15 protein-coding genes and 1 pseudogene are annotated in these 19,268 nt (G+C 64.3%); 10 read left to right on the forward strand and 6 right to left on the reverse strand.

What is annotated here, in order from left to right:
- Both JHD73_RS19705 and JHD73_RS19710 read right to left on the reverse strand, forming a co-directional pair.
- Positions 1–258 (reverse strand): annotated as a pseudogene (locus JHD73_RS19705) (hypothetical protein); the annotation flags it as partial.
- Between the two features lie 91 nt (positions 259–349).
- Positions 350–1,231, reverse strand: coding sequence for a Rossmann-like and DUF2520 domain-containing protein (locus JHD73_RS19710; protein WP_199031919.1), 882 nt, complete (start codon positions 1,229–1,231; stop codon positions 350–352).
- Positions 1,232–1,500: 269 nt separating this feature from the next.
- Here JHD73_RS19710 and JHD73_RS19715 point away from each other — a divergent pair, with 269 nt between their 5' ends.
- The 7 genes from JHD73_RS19715 to JHD73_RS19745 all read left to right on the forward strand — a co-directional run bounded on the left by JHD73_RS19715 (position 1,501) and on the right by JHD73_RS19745 (position 10,323).
- Positions 1,501–3,093 (forward strand): efflux transporter outer membrane subunit, encoded by a 1,593-nt coding sequence (locus JHD73_RS19715; protein ID WP_199031920.1) that lies wholly within the window; start codon positions 1,501–1,503, stop codon positions 3,091–3,093.
- A complete protein-coding gene (locus JHD73_RS19720; RefSeq protein WP_199031921.1) occupies positions 3,090–4,250 on the forward strand; it encodes an efflux RND transporter periplasmic adaptor subunit in 1,161 nt (386 codons plus the stop codon). Before JHD73_RS19715 ends, JHD73_RS19720 begins: the two co-directional genes overlap by 4 nt.
- Positions 4,247–7,342, forward strand: coding sequence for an efflux RND transporter permease subunit (locus JHD73_RS19725; protein ID WP_199031922.1), 3,096 nt, complete (start codon positions 4,247–4,249; stop codon positions 7,340–7,342). The genes JHD73_RS19720 and JHD73_RS19725 overlap by 4 nt, the downstream gene beginning before the upstream one ends.
- A 49-nt stretch (positions 7,343–7,391) precedes the next feature.
- Positions 7,392–8,162 carry a crotonase/enoyl-CoA hydratase family protein gene (locus JHD73_RS19730; RefSeq protein WP_199031923.1) on the forward strand — a complete coding sequence of 257 codons (771 nt, stop codon included), beginning with the start codon at positions 7,392–7,394 and terminating at the stop codon, positions 8,160–8,162.
- 400 nt (positions 8,163–8,562) lie between these two features.
- Positions 8,563–9,246, forward strand: coding sequence for a CsgG/HfaB family protein (locus JHD73_RS19735; protein ID WP_199031924.1), 684 nt, complete (start codon positions 8,563–8,565; stop codon positions 9,244–9,246).
- Positions 9,247–9,295: 49 nt separating this feature from the next.
- Positions 9,296–9,661 (forward strand): DUF4810 domain-containing protein, encoded by a 366-nt coding sequence (locus JHD73_RS19740; RefSeq protein WP_199031925.1) that lies wholly within the window; start codon positions 9,296–9,298, stop codon positions 9,659–9,661.
- Positions 9,661–10,323, forward strand: coding sequence for a DUF799 domain-containing protein (locus tag JHD73_RS19745; protein ID WP_199031926.1), 663 nt, complete (start codon positions 9,661–9,663; stop codon positions 10,321–10,323). The genes JHD73_RS19740 and JHD73_RS19745 overlap by 1 nt, the downstream gene beginning before the upstream one ends.
- Before the next feature lie 75 nt (positions 10,324–10,398).
- On the opposite strand, the gene metE is transcribed toward JHD73_RS19745, so the two are convergent.
- Positions 10,399–12,720, reverse strand: coding sequence for a 5-methyltetrahydropteroyltriglutamate--homocysteine S-methyltransferase (metE, locus tag JHD73_RS19750; RefSeq protein WP_199031927.1), 2,322 nt, complete (start codon positions 12,718–12,720; stop codon positions 10,399–10,401).
- 130 nt (positions 12,721–12,850) lie between these two features.
- Here metE and JHD73_RS19755 point away from each other — a divergent pair, with 130 nt between their 5' ends.
- On the forward strand, positions 12,851–13,768 hold the full coding sequence (locus JHD73_RS19755; RefSeq protein ID WP_199031928.1) for a LysR family transcriptional regulator: 918 nt from the start codon (positions 12,851–12,853) through the stop codon (positions 13,766–13,768).
- Here JHD73_RS19755 and JHD73_RS19760 read toward each other — a convergent pair whose 3' ends face one another.
- Positions 13,769–14,689, reverse strand: coding sequence for a LysR family transcriptional regulator (locus tag JHD73_RS19760; protein ID WP_199031929.1), 921 nt, complete (start codon positions 14,687–14,689; stop codon positions 13,769–13,771).
- 114 nt (positions 14,690–14,803) lie between these two features.
- Here JHD73_RS19760 and JHD73_RS19765 point away from each other — a divergent pair, with 114 nt between their 5' ends.
- Both JHD73_RS19765 and JHD73_RS19770 read left to right on the forward strand, forming a co-directional pair.
- Positions 14,804–15,961 carry an acyl-CoA dehydrogenase family protein gene (locus JHD73_RS19765; protein ID WP_199031930.1) on the forward strand — a complete coding sequence of 386 codons (1,158 nt, stop codon included), beginning with the start codon at positions 14,804–14,806 and terminating at the stop codon, positions 15,959–15,961.
- Between the two features lie 105 nt (positions 15,962–16,066).
- The gene (locus JHD73_RS19770) at positions 16,067–16,705 is read left to right on the forward strand and encodes an FMN-binding negative transcriptional regulator (protein WP_199031931.1); all 639 of its coding nucleotides are present in this window, start codon (positions 16,067–16,069) and stop codon (positions 16,703–16,705) included.
- A 43-nt stretch (positions 16,706–16,748) separates the two neighbouring features.
- Here JHD73_RS19770 and fahA read toward each other — a convergent pair whose 3' ends face one another.
- Entirely contained in the window at positions 16,749–18,020 is a 1,272-nt protein-coding gene (gene fahA / locus JHD73_RS19775; RefSeq protein ID WP_199031932.1) for a fumarylacetoacetase, read from the reverse strand.
- Positions 18,021–18,068: 48 nt separating this feature from the next.
- A partial coding sequence (gene hmgA / locus JHD73_RS19780) for a homogentisate 1,2-dioxygenase (RefSeq protein ID WP_199031933.1) occupies positions 18,069–19,268 on the reverse strand: 1,200 nt, incomplete at its 5' end.

A 19,268-nucleotide genomic window follows, 5' to 3' on the forward strand; every position in this document is an offset into this window, starting at 1 on the left:
CAGAATGGCGGCAGCCGGCGCAAAGAGGCCCAGGCACAGTACCGGCAACGTCGTCAGCAAGCCCGCCGTGGCGCCGGACAACCCCGTGCCAGCGGCCACTTGCTTGAGCACGGGTGACAGGCTGGACAGCGCCGGCCGCAGGTTCACGCCCACCAGCACCAGCCCAACCACGAGCAGGATTAGCGCGCTGGCCGAACGTCGTTCGGCGGCATGATGGGTGGGGGCAGCAGATTGTGTTGGGGGCGGTGATTGGGACATGACAGGACAGGCGTGCGAGCAAGCTGCCGATTGTAGGGCGCGCGCAAGATTGGTGCATGCGCATCGCCCGATCCTAATGATGATGTTGCTGCTATTGCGCGCGGTCGATGCGTTTGGCGAGGTCGGCCAGCACGTCGGCGGACGGTGCGCCGCGTTCGGCCGCCAGTGCCAAGGCGCGTCGTGTGAGGGCGGTGTACAGCGTCGCATGATCTGCGCCGAGTGCGTCGAGCGCACGCAAGTGCTTGTCGATCACGCCGCCGTCACCGCGCGAGACAGGGCCGGCCAGGGCGCCAGCCAGACCGCGCGCACGTGCAGCGGCCAGCGTGCCGTCCACCAGCGGCCACATAGCATCGACGGCAGCGTCGCGATCGATACCCGCAGCCTGCCACAGCGTGGCCGCCTCATGCAGCGCGCACAGCAGGAAACTGGCCGCGTAGTTGGCTCCCGCGTGATACAGCGCGCGTTGCCCGGGCCGGACCTTCAGCGGCGTGCAGCCGAGCCGTTGGGCAAGATTCGCGAGCGCCGCATCATGCGGGGCGTCTGCCTCGATGGCGATGGACGCGCCGCCCAGGCGCTCCGCGTCGTCCGGCAAACCGGCAAAAAGGAAGAGTGGATGGAAGCTGGCGGTATCTGCGCCGGCCTGGCGTGCGGCGTCCAGTAGATCGCGTTCGCCAGCGCCGCTGCAATGGACGACGAGCTGCCCGGGGCGCCAGCGCACGCCTGCTGTGATGCGGGCAATCGCGTCATCTGGCACGGTGATGAAGACCCAGTCCGCCGCATCGGCCACACCTTGCGTGTCGAGCGCCCTGGCGCCCGTTGCCTGCGCCAGCCACGCAGCATTGGCGTGCGTGCGGCTGGCCACCGCAGCGCTATGCACGCCGGCACGATATGCGCGCGTGGCCAGCGCCCGCGCCAAGCGCCCTGCGCCAATCCAGCCGATGGAAACGGGCGCTTCGATTGCTAAAGAGGACATACCGGAACCCTGCGTCAGAACGGGCGGATCATAAGCCCGTCGCCTCCTGATATTTGCAATTAACTGCCGTGATTTTTTCCCAAACGTGAACATGCATGCAGGAGCCTGGAGTGGGCTGAGTGACGGCCAGACTCACTGCTGGCGCGCACTGTTCGCTGAGCATCACCTGACCGCTCTTTGTGGGTTGCCTGAGCGCGGCATCGCCCTCGGGGTGTTTCCAAGGCGCTTGACTAGGCATAATTCCGGCTGCTTTCCTGAAGGACGCATTCATGAAAACAGGTCGACACGCCAGGGGCAAGCCCTCCGGCGGTCTTGCCCAACGTTGTGGACGATATGCACCGCTGGTGCTGGCGATGCTGCTGGCCGGTTGCGCTGTCGGGCCCGACTACCGCGCGCCGCAGTTGAGCGGCACCGAAGCGCCGCAAGGCTGGCACGCCACGCTGCCGCACCACGGCAGCCGCATGGCGCTGGCCCACTGGTGGGAGCAGTTTCACGATCCCGTGCTGACGCAGCTTGTCGAGCAGGCCGACACCACCAGCCCGACCATCGCCCAGGCGGTGGGGCGCGTGCGTGAGGCGCGCGCGAGTGTCTCCACCAGCCAGGCGGCGTTCTTTCCGACGCTGAAGGGCAGTGGTTCGGCGTCGCGACAGGGCGGGTTCGGCAGCAGCGAGTTCACTGGCGGATCAAGCTTTGGTGGACTGCCCGGGGGCACGCTGAGCCCAACGCTAGGGCTGGGCACGATCACCACGCTGGCAGCGCAGGCCGATGCGTCTTGGGAGCTCGACCTGTTTGGCGGTAAGCGCCGCGGCTTGGAGAGCGCCGGCGCGCGGTTGACCGCCAGCCAAGCCGATTGGCACGACGCACGCGTGACGCTGGCGGCGGAAGTCGCCAACACCTACTTGCAGCAGCGCGAGTGTGAAGCGCTGGTCGACATTGGCGCGACGACGCTCGCCTCGCGGCAGGAGACGTTGTCGCTGACTGAGCGCAAGTTCCGCGCGGGCTTTGTCGCGCCGGCTGACTATGCGCAGGCGCAGGCCACCGTGGCCGATGCTGTCAATGCATTGGAGAGCCAGCGGGCGCAATGCGCGCAGGGCATCGACAAGCTCGTCATGCTCACCGGGCTGGACCACGACGCCCTGAATGCGCTATTGGCCAAGGCAAGTGCGCAGATTCCTGTGCCGCCCGATGCCGGCGTGCCTGCGGTGCCGGCACAGGTGCTGTCGCAGCGGCCCGATGTGTCGTCGTCTGAACGTGCGGTGGCTGCGGCCAGTGCTGACATTGGCGTGGCGGTGGCGAGCCGCTTGCCGTCACTCACGCTGGCGGGTTCCATCGGTATCAACACGTTCCGCGTGAGCGGGCAGTCGTTGACGAGCAAGTCGTGGTCGTTTGGTCCGTCGCTGTCACTGCCGATTTTTGAAGGCGGTGCGGGCGCGGCGCGTGTGGAAACCGCACGTGCGCGCTATGACCAGGCGCTCGCCAGCTATCGCGGCAAGGTACGCCAGGCCGTGCAGGAAGTTGAAGATGCGCTGGTACGGCTGGACGCCGCTGACCGCCGCCTCGACGCTGCCACCACCGCCGACGCGCAATACACGAAGGTGCTGGAGGCGGCCAACGCACGCTATCGCCTGGGTGCCGGCAGCCTGCTGCAGCTTGAGGATGTGCGACGCACGACGCTGCAGGCATCGCAGTCACTGGCGGCTGTGAAGCTCGAACGCGCGCAGGCGTGGGTCGCGCTGTACAAGGCCGCGGGCGGTGGCTGGCGCGCAGAGGATGCTGACGCCACTGGCAACGCCCAATCGAATTCTTCCAATGCTCCCGCGCCAGCCGCAGGGGGCCAGTTGCACAACGGAAACGCTTCATGACAGGACAACGTGTTTGGATGACTGGGCTGGCCGTGGTGCTGGCCAGCGTGCTGGTGGCGTGCGGCAAGTCTGCATCCGAGGGTAAGGAGACAGCTAAGGCGCAGCCGACGGCCAAGCCGGCATTGACCGTCAACGTGGCGCATCTTGCGCAGCAGGTATGGCCGCGTGCGGCTACGGCCAGCGGTGCGGTGCAGGCATGGCAGGAAGCTAGCATCGGCGCCGAAGTCGGCGGGTTGAAACTGGCGGAGGTGCTCGTCAACGTCGGGGATGTCGTCAAGCAGGGCCAACTGCTGGCGCGCCTGTCGGATGAGACGGTGCGTGCCGACGTTGCTGCGCAACGGGCCACGCTGGCTGAGGCCGAAGCTTCTGCAGCCCAGGCAGCAGGCGAAGCCCGCCGTGCGCACGAACTCGACAAGAGCGGCGCCATTAGCCAGCAGGATCTGGTGCAGTACGACACGCAGGCCAAGACGGCTGCGGCCAAGCTGGCTTCGGCGCGTGCGCAGTTCGACAGCCAGCAATTGCGCCTGCGTTACACGCGGGTGGTGGCGCCCGATGACGGTGTGATCAGCGCGCGTTCGGCCACGGTGGGGGCGGTAGTGTCATCCGGCACCGAGCTCTTCAAACTCATCCGCAAGAACCGCCTGGAGTGGCGCGCCGAGATGCACGGCGACGTGCTGCCGCGCGTGCAGCCCGGCCAAGCCGTGCGCTTGAAGCGCATGGATGGCGGCATCGTCAACGGCCGCGTGCGCCAGATTGCTCCCACAGTGGATGCCAATACGCGCAACGGTCTCGTGTATGTCGATCTGCCGCCCGAAGCCGGCAGCGCAGGCGTGAAGGCGGGCATGTACCTGTCGGGCGATGTGCTATTGGGCGATGCGCCAGCCAAGACGCTGCCAGAGACCGCGGTGTTCTCGCGCGATGGTTACGACTACACGATGGTGGTGGGTTCTCAGGGCCGCGTGCGTCAGACCAAGGTCGTGCTGGGCCGCCGTCAGGATGGTCAGGTGGAGGTCACGCAAGGGATTGACCCGAACGATGCGGTGGTCGCCGCTGGGGCGGCTTTCCTGAGTGATGGCGACCTCGTGCGCGTGGCCGCAGCCGGAGCCCCCGCATCCGCGCCGGCGGTATCGTCGCCAGCAGCAGGAGCCAAGCGATGAACTTCTCTGCCTGGGCGATCCGCAAGCCCATTCCGTCGATCCTGCTGTTCATCCTGATCACGGTGGCGGGGCTGGTGTCGTTCAAGATGCTGTCGATCCAGAATTTTCCGGACATCGACTTTCCTGCTGTGTCGGTTACAGCCAGCTTGCCGGGCGCCACGCCCACGCAGATGGAGACCGAGGTCACGCGCAAGATCGAAGATAGCATCGCCAGCATCGGGGCCATCAAGCACATCACCTCCACCATCAACGATGGCAGTTCGACCACGATGGTCGAATTCCAGCTGGAGAAGGACGTGCAGGAAGCGGTGAACGACGTGCGCGACGCGGTCAGCCGCATCCGCGCGCAACTGCCGTCCGACGTGCAGGAGCCGGTGATTTCGCGCGTGACGTTCGCCAGCCTGCCGGTGCTGACCTATGCCGTGGAAGCGACGGACATGGACGCGGAGGACCTCTCCTGGTTTGTCGACAACACCGTCAACAAGCGGCTGCTGTCTGTGCACGGCGTGGCCAAGGTTACCCGCCAGGGCGGGGTGGACCGCGAGGTGCGTGTGCAGCTCGACCCGGTGCGCCTGCAGGCGCTGAACGTGACGGCGGCGGACATCAGCGCACAAGTGCGCGGCATGCAGCAGGAGGCGCCGGGCGGGCGCGGCAACATCGGCGGGCAGGAGCAGGCGGTGCGTACGCTGGGCACCGTCAAGAGTGCGCGCGAGCTGGCGCAGATGGACATCCCGCTGCCGGACGGTCGGCGCATCCGCCTGTCGGACGTGGCCGACGTACGTGACACCGCAGCCGAGCCACGTCAGATGGCGTTGTTCGACGGCAAGCCGGTTGTGAGCTTCCAGGTGTTCCGCTCACGCGGCGCTAGCGAGATCTCGGTTGCCAAGGGCGTGCGCGAGGCCATTGCCAAGCTGCAGGCCGAGCGTCCCAACGTGCATGTGACCGAGGTCTACAACATGGTCAAGCCGGTGGCCGACGCCTACACCGCCTCGATGCACGCGCTGTACGAAGGCGCCATCCTGGCCGTGCTGGTGGTGTGGCTGTTCCTGCGCGACTGGCGGGCGACGTTCGTGTCGGCGGTGGCGTTGCCGTTGTCGATCATCCCGACGTTTGCGGCCATGCAGCTGCTGGACTTCACGCTCAACGGCATCACGCTGTTGGCGCTCACGCTGGTGGTCGGGATTCTTGTCGACGATGCCATCGTGGAGGTGGAGAACATCGTGCGTCACCTGCGCGACGGCAAGAAGCCGCTGGAGGCGGCGACGGAGGCCGCGCAGGAGATTGGCCTGGCGGTGATTGCCACCTCGCTCACGCTGGTGGCGGTCTTTCTGCCGACCGCCTTCATGGGCGGGATCTCGGGCAAGTTCTTCAAGCAGTTCGGGTGGACGGCCTCGCTTGCGGTGCTGGCGTCGCTGCTGGTGGCGCGGTTGCTGACGCCCATGATGGCGGCCTACATGCTCAAGCCGCAGGACGAGCCCAATCGCGACAGCTGGATCATGACGCGGTACCTGCAGGCGGCGCGCTGGTGCCTGGTCCACCCGTGGAAGACGGGCAGCATGGCAGCAGCATTCTTTGTGGTGTCGGTCGCCATCATCGGGTTGATTCCAGCGACGTTCCTGCCGCCAGAAGACTGGGCGCAACTGCAGATGACGGTGGAAAGCCCACCCGGTAGCACCATCGCCCAGACGCGCGACAACACCGAGCGCGTGCGCAAGATCGTGATGCAGCACAAGGAGGTCCGTCACGTCTATACAGCCATCGGTTCTGGCGTGATGGCAGGGGTGCCCGGTTCCAACGGCGGTGAGGTGCGCAACGGCACGCTCACCATCTCGCTCACGGACAGGCATGACCGCCATATCAAGCAGCAGGAGGTGCAGCGCCAGTTGCGCGAGATGCTGGAGGGCGTGCCGGGTGTGCGCATTTCGTTTGGTGCGGTGGGCTCGGGTGAGCAGTTGCAGGTGGTGCTGACCGGTGATGACCCCGCCACGCTGCAGCAATCCGCCCGCGATGTGATGCGCGATCTGCGCATGGTGCCGGGCCTGGGGGCGATTACGTCCTCGGCGAGCCTGCTGCGGCCCGAAATCATCATCCGCCCGGACTTTGCGCGTGCTGCGCAGCAAGGCGTGACAGCCGCCGCCATTGGTCAGGCCGTGCGCGTGGCTACGGCAGGCGATTACGACGTCAACCTGCCCAAGCTGAACCTGCCGGAGCGGCAGGTGTACATCCGCGTGGAGCTGGACCCGAAGGCGCGCAACCAGATCGAGACGATCCGGCAGTTGCGCGTGGCGGGTCGCAACGGCGCGGTGCCGCTGGAGAATATCGCCGACATCTCCATTGCTAGCGGCCCGGCGCAGATCGACCGCTATGACCGCAGCCGCAACATCACCATCAGCGTGGGGCTGGAGGGGCGTGCGCTGGGCGAGACCAACATGGCAGTGGAGGCGCTGCCGTCCATCAAGAACCTGCCGCCGGGCGTGCGCCGCATTGCCTCGGGCGATGTGGAGGGCATGCAAGAGTTGTTCAGCAGCTTCTTCCTCGCCATGTTTGCGGGCGTGCTGTGCGTGTACGCGGTGCTGGTGCTGCTGTTCCACGACTTTACGCAGCCGGTGACGATTCTGGCGGCGTTGCCGCTGTCGGTGGGCGGGGCTTTCGGGTTGCTAGCGCTGTTTGGTTTCAGCTTGTCGCTGCCAGCGCTGATCGGCTTGCTCATGCTGATGGGCATCGTGACCAAGAACTCGATCCTGCTGGTGGAATACGCCATTGTGGCCCGGCGTGATATGGGCATGTCGCGCACGGATGCCATTATCGATGCGTGCCACAAGCGCGCCCGCCCCATCGTCATGACCACGGTGGCCATGACAGCAGGCATGGTGCCGATGGCACTGGGCCTCGAAGGCGACGCGGGGTTCCGCGCGCCAATGGCGGTGGCCGTGATCGGTGGCCTGCTGACCTCCACGCTGCTGAGCCTGTTGGTGGTGCCTGTTGTGTTCGAAAAGGTGGACGACCTCAAGGAATGGACGCTGCGCAAGTTCCGTGGTGCGCGCCATCATGGGCATCAAGTGGAACCCGCGTCGGAGCCCGGTCAGCGCTAGGTGTAGCATCGGGCAGTCTGCCGGAGCACTCAAGAACAGGAGACCGCCCATGCCTGATGCCGTGCTGTTCCAGACCGATGGCCCGGTCTGCACGATCCTGCTCAATCGACCCGCATGCCGCAATGCGGTGGATGGGCCAACCGCAGCCGCACTGCTCGCCGCGTTCGAGCGCTTTGAAGCCGATGATGCGCTACGCGTGGCCGTGCTGGCCGGCACGGGCGGGCACTTCTGCGCTGGCGCCGATCTGACCGCCGTTGGCGATCCTTCAAGACGCAATCATCTCGACCCAGAGGGCGGGGCGCCTGGTCCGATGGGGCCGTCACGCATGGCGTTGTCCAAACCGCTCATCGCGGCGGTGAGCGGCTACGCCGTGGCGGGTGGCCTTGAGCTTGCGCTGTTGGCCGATCTGCGCGTGATGGAACGCGATGCCGTGTTCGGCGTGTTCTGCCGTCGCTGGGGCGTGCCGCTCATCGACGGTGGCACGGTGCGCTTGCCGCGCATCATCGGCATGGGCCGCGCGCTGGACATGATCCTGACCGGCCGTGCTGTGCCCGCCGACGAGGCGCTCGCCATGGGGCTGGCCAATCGCGTGGTCGAGCCTGGCGAGGCGCTTGCCGTTGCACAACAGCTTGCCCGAGACATTGCCGCGTTTCCGCAGCAATGCATGTTGACTGACCGGGCGTCGGCGTATGCCCAGTGGGATCTGCCGTTGGCAGCGGCGTTGCGGCAGGAAGGTGCGCGAGGTACGCCAATCGTGTTTGCCGAAGGGGTGGAGGGTGCGGCGCGATTTGCCGACGGTGCCGGACGGCACGGTCAATAACCGGATTGCGCGTTGATCACGATTTGGCATTTAAAAAGTCAACCCGAAATCCGTGGGGAATGCGGGTTGATCCTTTATCACCTTGACCCGCTAAAACAGCCGGTACAATCCGCGCTTTGCTGAAAATAATCGACGCATCGACGCTCGAATAAGGCAAGTCCAGGGGCAGTGTGGGGGTGGTTCGCTACGACGTACAGCGTTGCGGACATTGTCGACACGCATATCCGCGCGGGGCCTCGCCAGGCCGTCGCGCGGAGCATTGCGGGTGGATCCAACTTTTCTCTCTGTTTTCCATCAAGCGCGGGCCATGCCGTGCCGATACTGCCTGGGCGCATTCCGCAAAGACTCGAATTAATATTTTAGAAAATCAGATTTCATATTTTTTTAAGGGAGAAGTCGAATGAAGCAAACCTCGAAGTTGATGTTTGCCGGCGCTGCGGCGTTGGCACTGGGCATGCTCGGCGGCTGCGCGACCGAATCGTCGCAAGCATTGCCGGTTGCCAAGGTGGAAAGCGCGAGCCGCCCGTACGTCGGCGTGCGCGCTCCGATTGCCGTGGGCAAGTTCGATAACCGATCGGCGTACATGCGCGGCGTGTTCTCGGATGGCGTGGACCGCCTGGGCGGCCAAGCCAAGACCATCCTGATCACGCATCTGCAGCAGACGAACCGCTTCTCCGTGCTGGACCGCGACAACATGGCGGAGATCAAGCAGGAAGCCGCGATCAAGAACACCGCACAGAAGCTCAAGGGCGCTGACTACGTCATCACCGGCGACGTGACCGAGTTCGGCCGCAAGGAAACCGGTGACCAGCAACTGTTCGGCATCCTCGGCCGCGGCAAGGAGCAGGTCGCCTACGCGAAGGTCGCACTGAACGTGGTCAACATCTCGACCTCGGAAGTCGTGTACTCGGTGGGTGGTGCAGGTGAATACAAGCTGTCGAACCGCGAAGTGATCGGCTTTGGCGGGACGGCCAGCTACGACTCGACGCTTAACGGCAAGGTGCTGGATCTGGCCATGCGTGAAGCGGTGAACAACCTGGTCAACGGTATCGAAAGCGGTGCCTGGAAGCCTGGCGCGCAGTAAGAAGACACGCAGTCAAAACAAAAACGGGAAATTAGGGGTAACAACAGTCATGAGCAAGGTGTTTGCGATGTGGCGCGCGGCGGCCGGTGTGGCCGTCGGGAGTGCAATGCTGGCGGGTTGCGCCGGCCCGAAGCCGCTGTACCAGTGGGAAGGCTATCAGCCGCAGGTGTATCAGTACTTCAAGGGCGAAGCAAAGGAAGCCCAGGTGGCGGAACTCGAGCGCGGCCTGGAGAAGATCAAGGCCACCAATGGCGCCGTGCCGCCGGGCTATCACGCTCAACTGGGCATGCTGTATTCGAGCCTGGGCAAGGATGACCAGATGGTCCAGGAGTTCAATACCGAGAAGGCGCTGTTTCCGGAGTCGACGACGTACATCGATTTCCTGATGAAGAACGTGAAGAAGGGGACCAACTGATGGCCAAGCGCTTCCTGAAACTGTTTGCGGCGGCCAGCGTGGTTGCCTTGATGGCGGGCTGCGCCGCGCCGACAAAGAACATCGACTATTCGGCTTTCAAGGCCAGCAAGCCGCGTTCCATCGTGGTGCTGCCGCCGCTGAACGAATCGCCGGACGTGGGGGCGACCTACGGCATGCTGTCGCAAGTGACGGTGCCGTTGGCGGAGGCGGGCTACTACGTGCTGCCGGTGGCGCTGGTTGATGAGACCTTCCGCCAGAACGGTCTGACCACGGCAGGCGACATCCATGGTGTGCCGGTGGCCAAGCTGCACGACATCTTCGGTGCGGACGCCGCGCTGTATGTCACTGTCACGCAGTACGGCAGCAAGTACATGGTGGTGAGCAGCGCCACCGTCGTGTCGGCTGATGCCAAGCTGGTGGACCTGAAGAGTGGGCAGACGCTCTGGACGGGGCACGCCAGCGCGTCGAACAACGAGGGCGGGAACAACTCCGGCGGCGGCCTGATCGGCATGCTGGTGTCGGCGGCGGTCAATCAGATCATCGCCAACGTGACCGACCAGGGCTACAAGGTGGCCGGTACGACCAGCGCGCGTCTGCTGTCAGCCGGGCAACCGGGCGGGCTGCTGTATGGTCCGCGTTCGCCCAAGTACGGCACGGACTAAGCGACTCTCGGCAGTAAGACAAAACGCCAACCGAAACAAACCGGTTGGCGTTTTTCTTTGGAGCGTTACGGCTGCTTACGCCGTTGCGCTTTCAGCGTGCATGGCCTTGCTTCCTGCATGCCGCGTCTTCGCATGCTTGGCACGCAAGCGGCGCGTTGCCTCCACCATGCCTTGCAGCGCCGCTTCCACTTCCGGCCAGCCACGCGTCTTCAGGCCGCAATCTGGGTTCACCCACAGGCGCTGCACCGGCACCACCTGCGCGGCCTTGTCGAGCAGCGCTTCCATCTCTTCCACACGCGGCACACGCGACGAGTGGATGTCGTACACACCCGGGCCGATCTCGTTGGGGTAGGCAAACTCGCCAAACGCGTCGAGCAGTTCCATGTTTGAGCGCGACGTCTCGATGGTGATCACGTCGGCATCCATCGACGCGATGGCCGGCAGGATGTCGTTGAACTCCGAATAGCACATGTGTGTGTGGATCTGCGTATCGTTGCGCACGCCCGAGGCCGATACGCGGAACACCCGCGCGGCCCATTCCAGGTACCCAGGTACGTCAGCTGCACGCAGCGGCAAGCCTTCGCGGAAGGCCGGTTCGTCGATCTGGATGGCGGCGATGCCGGCCGTTTCCAGATCGCATACCTCGTCGCGCAACGCCAGGGCGATCTGCAGTGCTGTCTGTTCGCGTGGCTGGTCGTCTCGCACGAAGGACCATTGCAGCATCGTCACAGGGCCGGTCAGCATGCCCTTCATCGGCTTGGTGGTCAGGCTCTGCGCGTACTTGGACCACTCCACCGTCATTGGCTCGGGGCGGTACACATCGCCGTAGATGATGGGCGGCTTCACGCAGCGTGAGCCGTAGCTCTGCACCCAGCCGTTGGCGGTGAAGGCATAGCCCCACAGCAACTCTCCAAAGTACTCGACCATGTCGTTGCGCTCGGCTTCTCCATGCACGAGCATGTCCAGCCCCAGGGCCTCCTGGCGGCGCACCACGTCGGTGATCTCGGCGCGCATGCGCTCCAGATAGTCCAGCGCGGGCAGGTCGCCACGCTTGTGGCGTGCGCGCGTCTGGCGGATTTCAGCCGTCTGCGGGAACGACCCGATGGTGGTGGTCGGCAACAACGGCAGGTTCAGACGGGCTTGCTGGGCCTGGGCGCGCGTGGGGTAGTCGGCGGCACGCTGGGCGTCTTCCGCGCGAACGGCGGCCAGGCGTTTTTTGACGCTGGCGTTGTGTACGCGACGTGACGCTGCGCGCGAGGCGATGGCGGCGCGATTTGCGTCGAGCGCGCCTTGTACGGAAGCGGCACCTTCCACCAGCGCACGCTTGAGGACGAACAGCTCATCCAGTTTCTGGCGGGCAAAGGCCAGCCAGCCCTTCAGTTCTTCGTCCAGCTTGGTTTCAGCCGAGAGGTCCACCGGTACGTGTAGTAGCGAGCAGCTCGGCGCGATCCACAGGCGATCATCGAAGGCCTCGGCCAGTGGCGCCAAGCGTTCCAGCACGCGCGCGAGATCCGTGCGCCAGATATTGCGGCCATCGACCACGCCAACGGACAGCACCTTGTCTGCTGGCCACGGTGCAAAGGCCGTGAGCTGCTCCGGTGCACGCACGAGGTCCAGGTGCACTCCCGCCACCGGCAGCGACCGGATGAGCGCTGCATGATGCGCGGCGGCCTCAAAGTAGGTCGCCAGCAGCAGCTTGGGGCCGTTGGCCGCTTGCAGGGCCTGGTAAGCCGGGCCGAACGCATCCACCCAGGGTTGCGGCAGGTCCAACACCAATGCCGGTTCGTCGATCTGCACCCACTCCACGTTCAGCGCGGCCAGGCGCTGTAGCACGGCAGCATAGGCTTGCAGCACCTGCGGGAGCAGCGCGAGCTTATCTGTCAGGCCATTGCGCGCCTTGGACAGATGCAGGAACGTGACCGGTCCGATCAGCACCACCTTTACGCGGTGGCCCGCCACCTGTGCCTCGCGCACCTCGTCGAAGAGCCATTCGGCGCCGGGCCCGAACTGCAGGTCGGGCGTGAGCTCGGGCACGAGGTAGTGGTAGTTGGTGTCGAACCACTTGGTCATTTCCATGGCGGCGTGGTCGGCATTGCCGCGTGCGAGCACGAACGATTGCGCCAGCGTCAGTTGTGCCGCATCAAAGCCAAAACGCGTGGGAATGGCGCCCAGCAGGGCGGCCGTTTGCAGCACCTGGTCGTACCAGGCGAAATCACCCACGGTCACGAAATCCAGCCCGGCGTCGCGCTGGGCCGCCCAGTGGCGCTCGCGCAATGCCCGGCCGGTGGCACGCAGGTCGTCTTCCGCAGAGGCGCCCCTCCAGAACGATTCGAGAGCGAACTTCAACTCACGCTGTGCGCCGATGCGGGGGTAGCCGAGGGTGTGGATGGTCGTCATAGGGGATACAGGCGCCAAAGTGCAGGTCGATTTTTGAGTCCTGTGATGATGGGCGACGACGTAACATGAATCAAATGATATTATTTTCGCCATCATTGAATGAAATTCATATTTTGGGAATTGCACGGCTATGCTGGAAATCCGTCATCTACGTACCCTGATTGCCTTGGCTGATGGCGGCTCGGTGTCGCGGGCGGCCGAGCGGCTGCATCTGACGCAATCGGCGCTGTCGCACCAGTTGCGTGCGCTGGAATCGCACTACGGGCTAGCCGTCGTGCGCCGCAAGGGACAGACCGTGGAGTTGAGCGAGGCCGGCGAGCGCTTGCTGGAACTAGCCCAGAAGGTGGTCGCTGACATCCAGGCCGCCGAGCGCGACCTGGAGCGCATCAAGGGCCGTGCCGCCGGCACGCTGCGCATTGCGCTGGAATGCCACACCTGCTTTGACTGGCTGATGCCGGTGATGGATGCCTTCCGCCAGCGTTGGCCCGAGGTGGAAATGGACCTCGTCTCCGGCTTTCATACCGATCCGCTCGCGCTGCTCAAGGATGGCCGTGCCGACGTCATCATCGGCTCTGATGCCAAGATGCGCCGGGGCGTGGTGTTCGCGCCGCTGTTCCGCTTCGAGATCCTGGCCGTGCTGCCGGTGGATCACCCTCTGCGCAACAAGAAATGGCTGGAGGCGAAGGACTTCACAGACCAGACGCTCATCACGTATCCCGTGCCGGAAGAGCGCATCGACCTGATCCGGCAGGTGCTGACGCCCGCCGCTATCGTGTTCAACCGTCGCACGGCGGAGCTGACCATTGCCGTGCTGCAGCTCGTCGCCAGCCGCCGCGGGCTGGCTGCACTGCCAAGCTGGGGTATCAAGAACTACATCGACTACGAATACGTGGTGGCCAAGCGCGTTGGCAAAGAAGGTGTGTGGAGCGATCTGTACGCGGCCATGACACGCGACTACGCGCAGGCCCCGTTTGCGCAGGACTTTATCGAGACGGCCAAGTCGATCTGCTTTGCACAGTTGCCGGGGCTGATGCCGTTGGAAGCCTAGTCAGGTGCGTGTTTTCTGGGGCAGGCGCTGCAGCTTGTTCTGCAGGCCGTCTTTCAGAAAATCCAGCAGATGCCGCGTTGCCAGCGTCCGATACCGGCTCGGCATGGCGAGCATGTAGAGCCGGCTGCCGAACACACTGAACCGATACCCCGGCAGCACGCGTTTGACGTGGCCCTCGCGCAAGTCATCGGCGGCGGCGTAGTAGGGCAGGATGCCCAGCCCGTTGCCGGCGCGCACGGACGCTTGCAGGAACAGATAGTTGTCGGACGAAACGCCCGGGTCGAGCGTGACGTGCGCCCGCTCATCGCCCAGTTGTGCGGATAGCCGCAGCGGCTGCCCAACCGCCGGTGCGCTGACGATGGTGTGTTTGGCCAGCGCATCAAGCGTCTTCGGTGTGCCATGCGTCGCAAGGTAATCCGGTGCGGCACACAACACCCAATCGACTTCATCGAGCAGCGTGGCGACCAGCGACTCGGGCGGGTTCGACACGATGCGCAGCGCGACATCCACGTCTTCGCCAATCAGATCTGACACACGGTTGTCGAAACGCACATCCAGCCGGATATCCGGATACGCGCGCTTGAACGCCACCAGCAGCGGCGACACCAGCAGGTGCCCCAGCCCCGTTGGCACGGATAACCGCACGCTGCCCTGCAGTGATTTTCCCAGCGACGAGACCAGTGCATCCGCCGCCGCCATCTCGCGCAGGATGCTGCGCCCGTGCTCGTAGATGCCGGCGCCGACTTCGGTCGGCTCCACGCGGCGAGTGGTCCGGCGCAGCAGTTGCACACCCAGCGCCCGCTCAAAGGCCTTGAGCCGATGGCTCACATTGGAGCGCGTGGTTTGCAGCTTGCGCGCCGCCGCCGACAGGTTGCCCGAATCGACGATTTCCACGAACAGCTTGAGTGCATTGAGATCCATCCCGGCGTGCCATATTGGTGAAGTGGATTTGACATTCTGTTGATGTGAGACCTGATTGTCAAAATGCACCAACCCGGTACCATCTTTCGGAATATTCCATTGGAGCCAGGCGATATGGCGCTCGACGACGAATCCTTCGGTCTGCTGCAGCAATCGGTGCAGCGCTTCATTCAGGAACGGCTCATGCCGGCGGAAAACATCCTTGAAGAAGAGGATGACGTGCCAGCAGAGATCGTCGCCGACATGAAAGAGATGGGCCTGTTCGGCCTCTCGATTCCGGAAGCGCACGGCGGCATTGGTCTGTCGATGGCGCAGGAATGCGAAGTGGGGTACGACCTGGGCCATACGGCGCTGGCATTCCGCTCGGTGTTTGGCACCAACGTTGGCATTGGTTCGCAGGGCATCCTGATGGACGGCACCGATGCGCAGAAGGCGGATTACCTGCCGCGTATCGCCAGCGGCGAGCTGATCATTTCGTTTGCGCTTACCGAGCCGGGTGCCGGTTCGGATGCGGCATCGCTGCAGACACGCGCCACGCTGGACGGCGATCACTACGTCATCAATGGCACGAAACGCTTCATTACCAATGCGCCGCGCGCCGGAGCATTCACGCTGATGGCGCGCACGGGCGGCGAAGGCGCAGGTGGCATATCTGCCTTCATCGTACCGGCCGATACGCCGGGCATTACGCTTGGCAAGCCGGACAAGAAGATGGGCCAGCGCGGCACCAAGACGTGCGATGTGATGCTCGACAACGTGCGTGTGCCCGCTGCCAACATCATCGGCGGTGTAGCAGGGCAGGGCTTCAAGACGGCGATGAAGGTGCTGGATCGCGGCCGTCTGCATATCTCGGCACTCGCGTGCGGCATGGCGCATCGGCTGATCACGGATGCCGTGGCCTATGCCAAGGAACGCAAGCAGTTCGGCCAACCGATCGCAGACTTTCAACTGATCCAGGCCATGCTGGCCGATAGCCAGGCCGAGCTGTATGCCGGTCTGTCCATGGTGCGTGACTGTGCGCGCCGCTACGACGCCAAGCCCGTCGGCAAACAGGACCACGAAGTCAGCATGCTGGCCTCCTGCACCAAGATGTTCTGTACGGAAATGGTGGGGCGTGTGGCGGATCGCGCCGTGCAGATCCACGGTGGCGCGGGCTACATTGCCGAATACAAGGCTGAACGTTTCTACCGCGACGTGCGCCTGCTGCGCCTATATGAAGGAACGACACAAATTCAACAACTCATCATCGCCAAGAACCTGCTGCGGGACTGATCTGGCCCCAACACTTTGTTCAAAGCTGGCTCTGTTTTGGGGCCACGTTCTGGTTCAGAATGGGGCCTTTCCCATCTGATCGGCATCGTTGTTGCCTGAGTCGCCATGTACGTTCCCGCCCACTTTGAAGAATCGCGCACCGAGGCGCTGCACATCCTGATCGCGCAGAACCCGTTTGGCTCGCTGGTGACGAACGGCAAGAACGGGCTGGATGCCAATCACATTCCGTTTCTGCTGTTGCCGGAAGAGGGCGAGCTTGGCATGCTGCACGCCCACGTCGCACGCGCCAACCCGGTCTGGCAAGACGTGGCCAACGGTGATGAAGTGCTCGTGATCTTCCGCGCGGGTGATGCGTACATCTCGCCGACGTGGTATCCGAGCAAGCAAGAGCACCACAAGCACGTGCCGACGTGGAACTACCGTGTTGCGCATGTGCATGGCCGCATTACCATCCGCGACGACGAGCGCTTCGTGCGCGGCGTGGTTGGTCGCTTGACCCGTGTTCATGAGGCTTCGCAGCCGGTGCCCTGGAAGATGTCGGATGCCCCAGCGGACTTCACCGATTCGCTGCTGCAAATGATCGTTGGCATCGAGATCGAGATCACCCGGCTTGAAGGCAAGCTCAAGCTCGGACAGAACCGCGAAGAGCGCGATGCGCGCGGCGCCGGTGATGCGCTCAAGGCGCGCGGTGAAGATGTGATTGGTGATGCGATGCTTGCCGTGGCGGCCGCGAAGGCCGAGTGAGGGGTGAGAGCAGCGGACGCTGAATCCGCTGCTCAATCATGCATTACTTCACACTGCGTGCCGGCAGGATTTCCCCGCGCACGTCACCAAAGCCCACGCGATAACCATCCCCCTGGCACCAGCCGGTCATGACGACCTCATCGCCGTCTTCCAGGAAGGAACGGGTGACGCCGTTGCCGAGCTGCAGCGGCTGCTTGCCGTTGAGGGTCAGCTCCAGCAGGCTGCCGTACGAATCGGGCGTGGTGCCGCTGATGGTGCCAGAGCCCATCAGATCGCCCACGCGCACGTTGCAGCCGGACACGGTGTGATGCGCCAGCTGCTGCGCCATCGTCCAGTACATCGCGCGGAAGTTGGTGCGGGCAATGGTGGTGCGCTCGCCACCGTGCGGACGCAGCGCGGTTTCCAGCGCGATGTCGTAGGCGTTGGGGTGGCTTTGACGCAGGTACTCCAGCGGCTCGGGTGATTGCGCCGGGTTGGCCACGCGGAACGGCTCCAGCGCTTCCATTGTCACGATCCATGGGGAGATCGACGTGCCGAACGTCTTGGCGTTGAACGGCCCCAGCGGCACGTATTCCCATTGCTGGATATCGCGTGCGCTCCAGTCGTTGAGCAGTACCACGCCGAACATGTAGTCGGGTGCAGCGTCGACGGAAATCGCTTCGCCCAGCGCACTCGGCTTACCGACCACGAAGGCCATCTCCAGCTCGTAGTCCAGTTTGCGGCAGGCGCTGAAGATCGGGCGCGGTTGATCCGGCAGCTTGATCTGGCCCATCGGGCGGTGCAACGGCGTGCCGCTCACCACCACCGAACTGGCGCGGCCGTTGTAGCCGATGGGGATTTCCAGCCAGTTGGGCAGCAGCGCATTTTCAGGGTCGCGGAACATGCGGCCGACGTTGGTGGCGTGTTCCTTGGACGAATAGAAATCCGTGTAGCCAGGAATGTCGATCGGCAGGTGCATCACCGCATGCGATTGCGGCACCAGCGCGCGAGTGTGCAGCGTGGCGTTGTCGCGCACGTGTGTATCAGCCACGCTAAATAGCGCCTGCAGCTTCTTGCGCGTTTCATGCCACACCGGCTTGCCGAGTGCGATGAAGGTGTTGAGCGTGCCGGTACGGAACGCGCCGCGCGTGGATGCGGGCAGCAGGCCGGCGTCGTCCAGCGCGCCAAGGTCGACTACCTGATCGCCAAGCGCCACACCTGCGCGCGGCGACGGGTTCTCTTTGGTGGAGAAGATGCCGAACGGTAGGTTTTCCAGCGGGAAATGCGTTTCGGGCGTGTTGGCGGATTCCAGCCAGCTCAGTTGTCGTGTGGTCATGTCGGGTCGGGGGCGTTGTCGTTGATCTTGTCTTGCGTTGAGGCCGGCTTAGCGCTTGCTCGGGTCGAAATGCTTCTTCAGACCCTGCCAGCATTCGAAGTACTTGGCCTGCAGTTGCGCGGATTCGGCTGCAAAGCGCGTCGGGCGGATGACCGCTGGCGTCTCAAACATGAAGGCCATCGTCGCGTCCACCTTGTGCGGCTTGGTGGTATCGCCATTGCTGGCTTTCTCGAACGTGTCGGCATCCGGCCCGTGACCGCTCATGCAGTTGTGCAGGCTGGCGCCGCCCGGCACGAACCCTTCGGCCTTGGCGTCGTATACGCCCTGGATCAGGCCCATGAACTCGCTGGCGACATTGCGGTGAAACCAGGGTGGGCGGAACGTGTTCTCGGCCGCCAGCCAGCGGGGCGGGAAGATGACGAAGTCGATGGTGTCCACGCCCGGCGTGTCGGACGGGCTTTGCAGCACCAGGAAGATCGACGGGTCCGGGTGGTCGTAGCTGATCGAGCCGATGGTGTTGAACAGGCGCAGGTCGTACTTGTACGGCGCGAAGTTGCCATGCCAGGCCACCACGTCCAGCGGCGAGTGGCCGATCTTCGCGCGCCACAGGTTGCCCTGGAATTTGGCGACGAGTTCAAAGTCGCCTTCGCGGTCTTCATACCAGGCGTGCGGTGTGAGGAAGTCACGCGGGTTGGCCAGGCCGTTTGAGCCGATCACGCCCAGGTCCGGCAGGCGGAAGATCGCACCGAAGTTCTCGCAGATGTAGCCGCGCGCTTCGTCGTCCGGCAGCTCAACGCGGAAACGCACGCCGCGTGGGACGACAACAATCTCCAGCGGTTCGACATCGACCACGCCCATCTCCGTCAACAGGCGCAGGCGACCCTGTTGCGGCACGATCAGCAGTTCGCCGTCCGCGTTGTAGAAGAAGCGGTCCGTCATCGACGCGTTGGCGGCGTACAGGTGGATACCGCAGCCGGTTTGTGCGTCGGGGCCGCCATTGCCTGCAAAGGTGACGATGCCGTCTACGAAATCCGTGCCAGCGGCGGGTGCGGGCAGCGGGTCCCAGCGCAACTGGTTGGGCGAGGGCGGCACTTCGTTGAAGTTGCTATGGAAGCGCTGCTGCGCAATGGCCTCGAACGGCAGGTGCACAGCGCCCGGGCGGATGCGGTACAGCCACGAGCGGCGGTTGTGCGCACGCGGTGCGGTGAAGGCCGTGCCGGAAATCTGCTCCGCATACAGGCCATACGG

The organism is Ralstonia sp. ASV6 (genome assembly GCF_016429285.1).
Lineage (GTDB): Bacteria > Pseudomonadota > Gammaproteobacteria > Burkholderiales > Burkholderiaceae > Ralstonia > Ralstonia flaminis.

Excerpts from the sequence above, each read along its gene's own strand:
- JHD73_RS19710 (WP_199031919.1), bottom strand. The coding sequence starts at position 1,231 with ATGTCCTCTTTAGCAATCGAAGCGCCCGTTTCCATCGGCTGGATTGGC.
- JHD73_RS19715 (WP_199031920.1), top strand. The coding sequence starts at position 1,501 with ATGAAAACAGGTCGACACGCCAGGGGCAAGCCCTCCGGCGGTCTTGCC.
- JHD73_RS19720 (WP_199031921.1), top strand. The coding sequence starts at position 3,090 with ATGACAGGACAACGTGTTTGGATGACTGGGCTGGCCGTGGTGCTGGCC.
- JHD73_RS19725 (WP_199031922.1), top strand. The coding sequence starts at position 4,247 with ATGAACTTCTCTGCCTGGGCGATCCGCAAGCCCATTCCGTCGATCCTG.
- JHD73_RS19730 (WP_199031923.1), top strand. The coding sequence starts at position 7,392 with ATGCCTGATGCCGTGCTGTTCCAGACCGATGGCCCGGTCTGCACGATC.
- JHD73_RS19735 (WP_199031924.1), top strand. The coding sequence starts at position 8,563 with ATGAAGCAAACCTCGAAGTTGATGTTTGCCGGCGCTGCGGCGTTGGCA.
- JHD73_RS19740 (WP_199031925.1), top strand. The coding sequence starts at position 9,296 with ATGAGCAAGGTGTTTGCGATGTGGCGCGCGGCGGCCGGTGTGGCCGTC.
- JHD73_RS19745 (WP_199031926.1), top strand. The coding sequence starts at position 9,661 with ATGGCCAAGCGCTTCCTGAAACTGTTTGCGGCGGCCAGCGTGGTTGCC.
- metE (WP_199031927.1), bottom strand. The coding sequence starts at position 12,720 with ATGACGACCATCCACACCCTCGGCTACCCCCGCATCGGCGCACAGCGT.
- JHD73_RS19755 (WP_199031928.1), top strand. The coding sequence starts at position 12,851 with ATGCTGGAAATCCGTCATCTACGTACCCTGATTGCCTTGGCTGATGGC.
- JHD73_RS19760 (WP_199031929.1), bottom strand. The coding sequence starts at position 14,689 with ATGGATCTCAATGCACTCAAGCTGTTCGTGGAAATCGTCGATTCGGGC.
- JHD73_RS19765 (WP_199031930.1), top strand. The coding sequence starts at position 14,804 with ATGGCGCTCGACGACGAATCCTTCGGTCTGCTGCAGCAATCGGTGCAG.
- JHD73_RS19770 (WP_199031931.1), top strand. The coding sequence starts at position 16,067 with ATGTACGTTCCCGCCCACTTTGAAGAATCGCGCACCGAGGCGCTGCAC.
- fahA (WP_199031932.1), bottom strand. The coding sequence starts at position 18,020 with ATGACCACACGACAACTGAGCTGGCTGGAATCCGCCAACACGCCCGAA.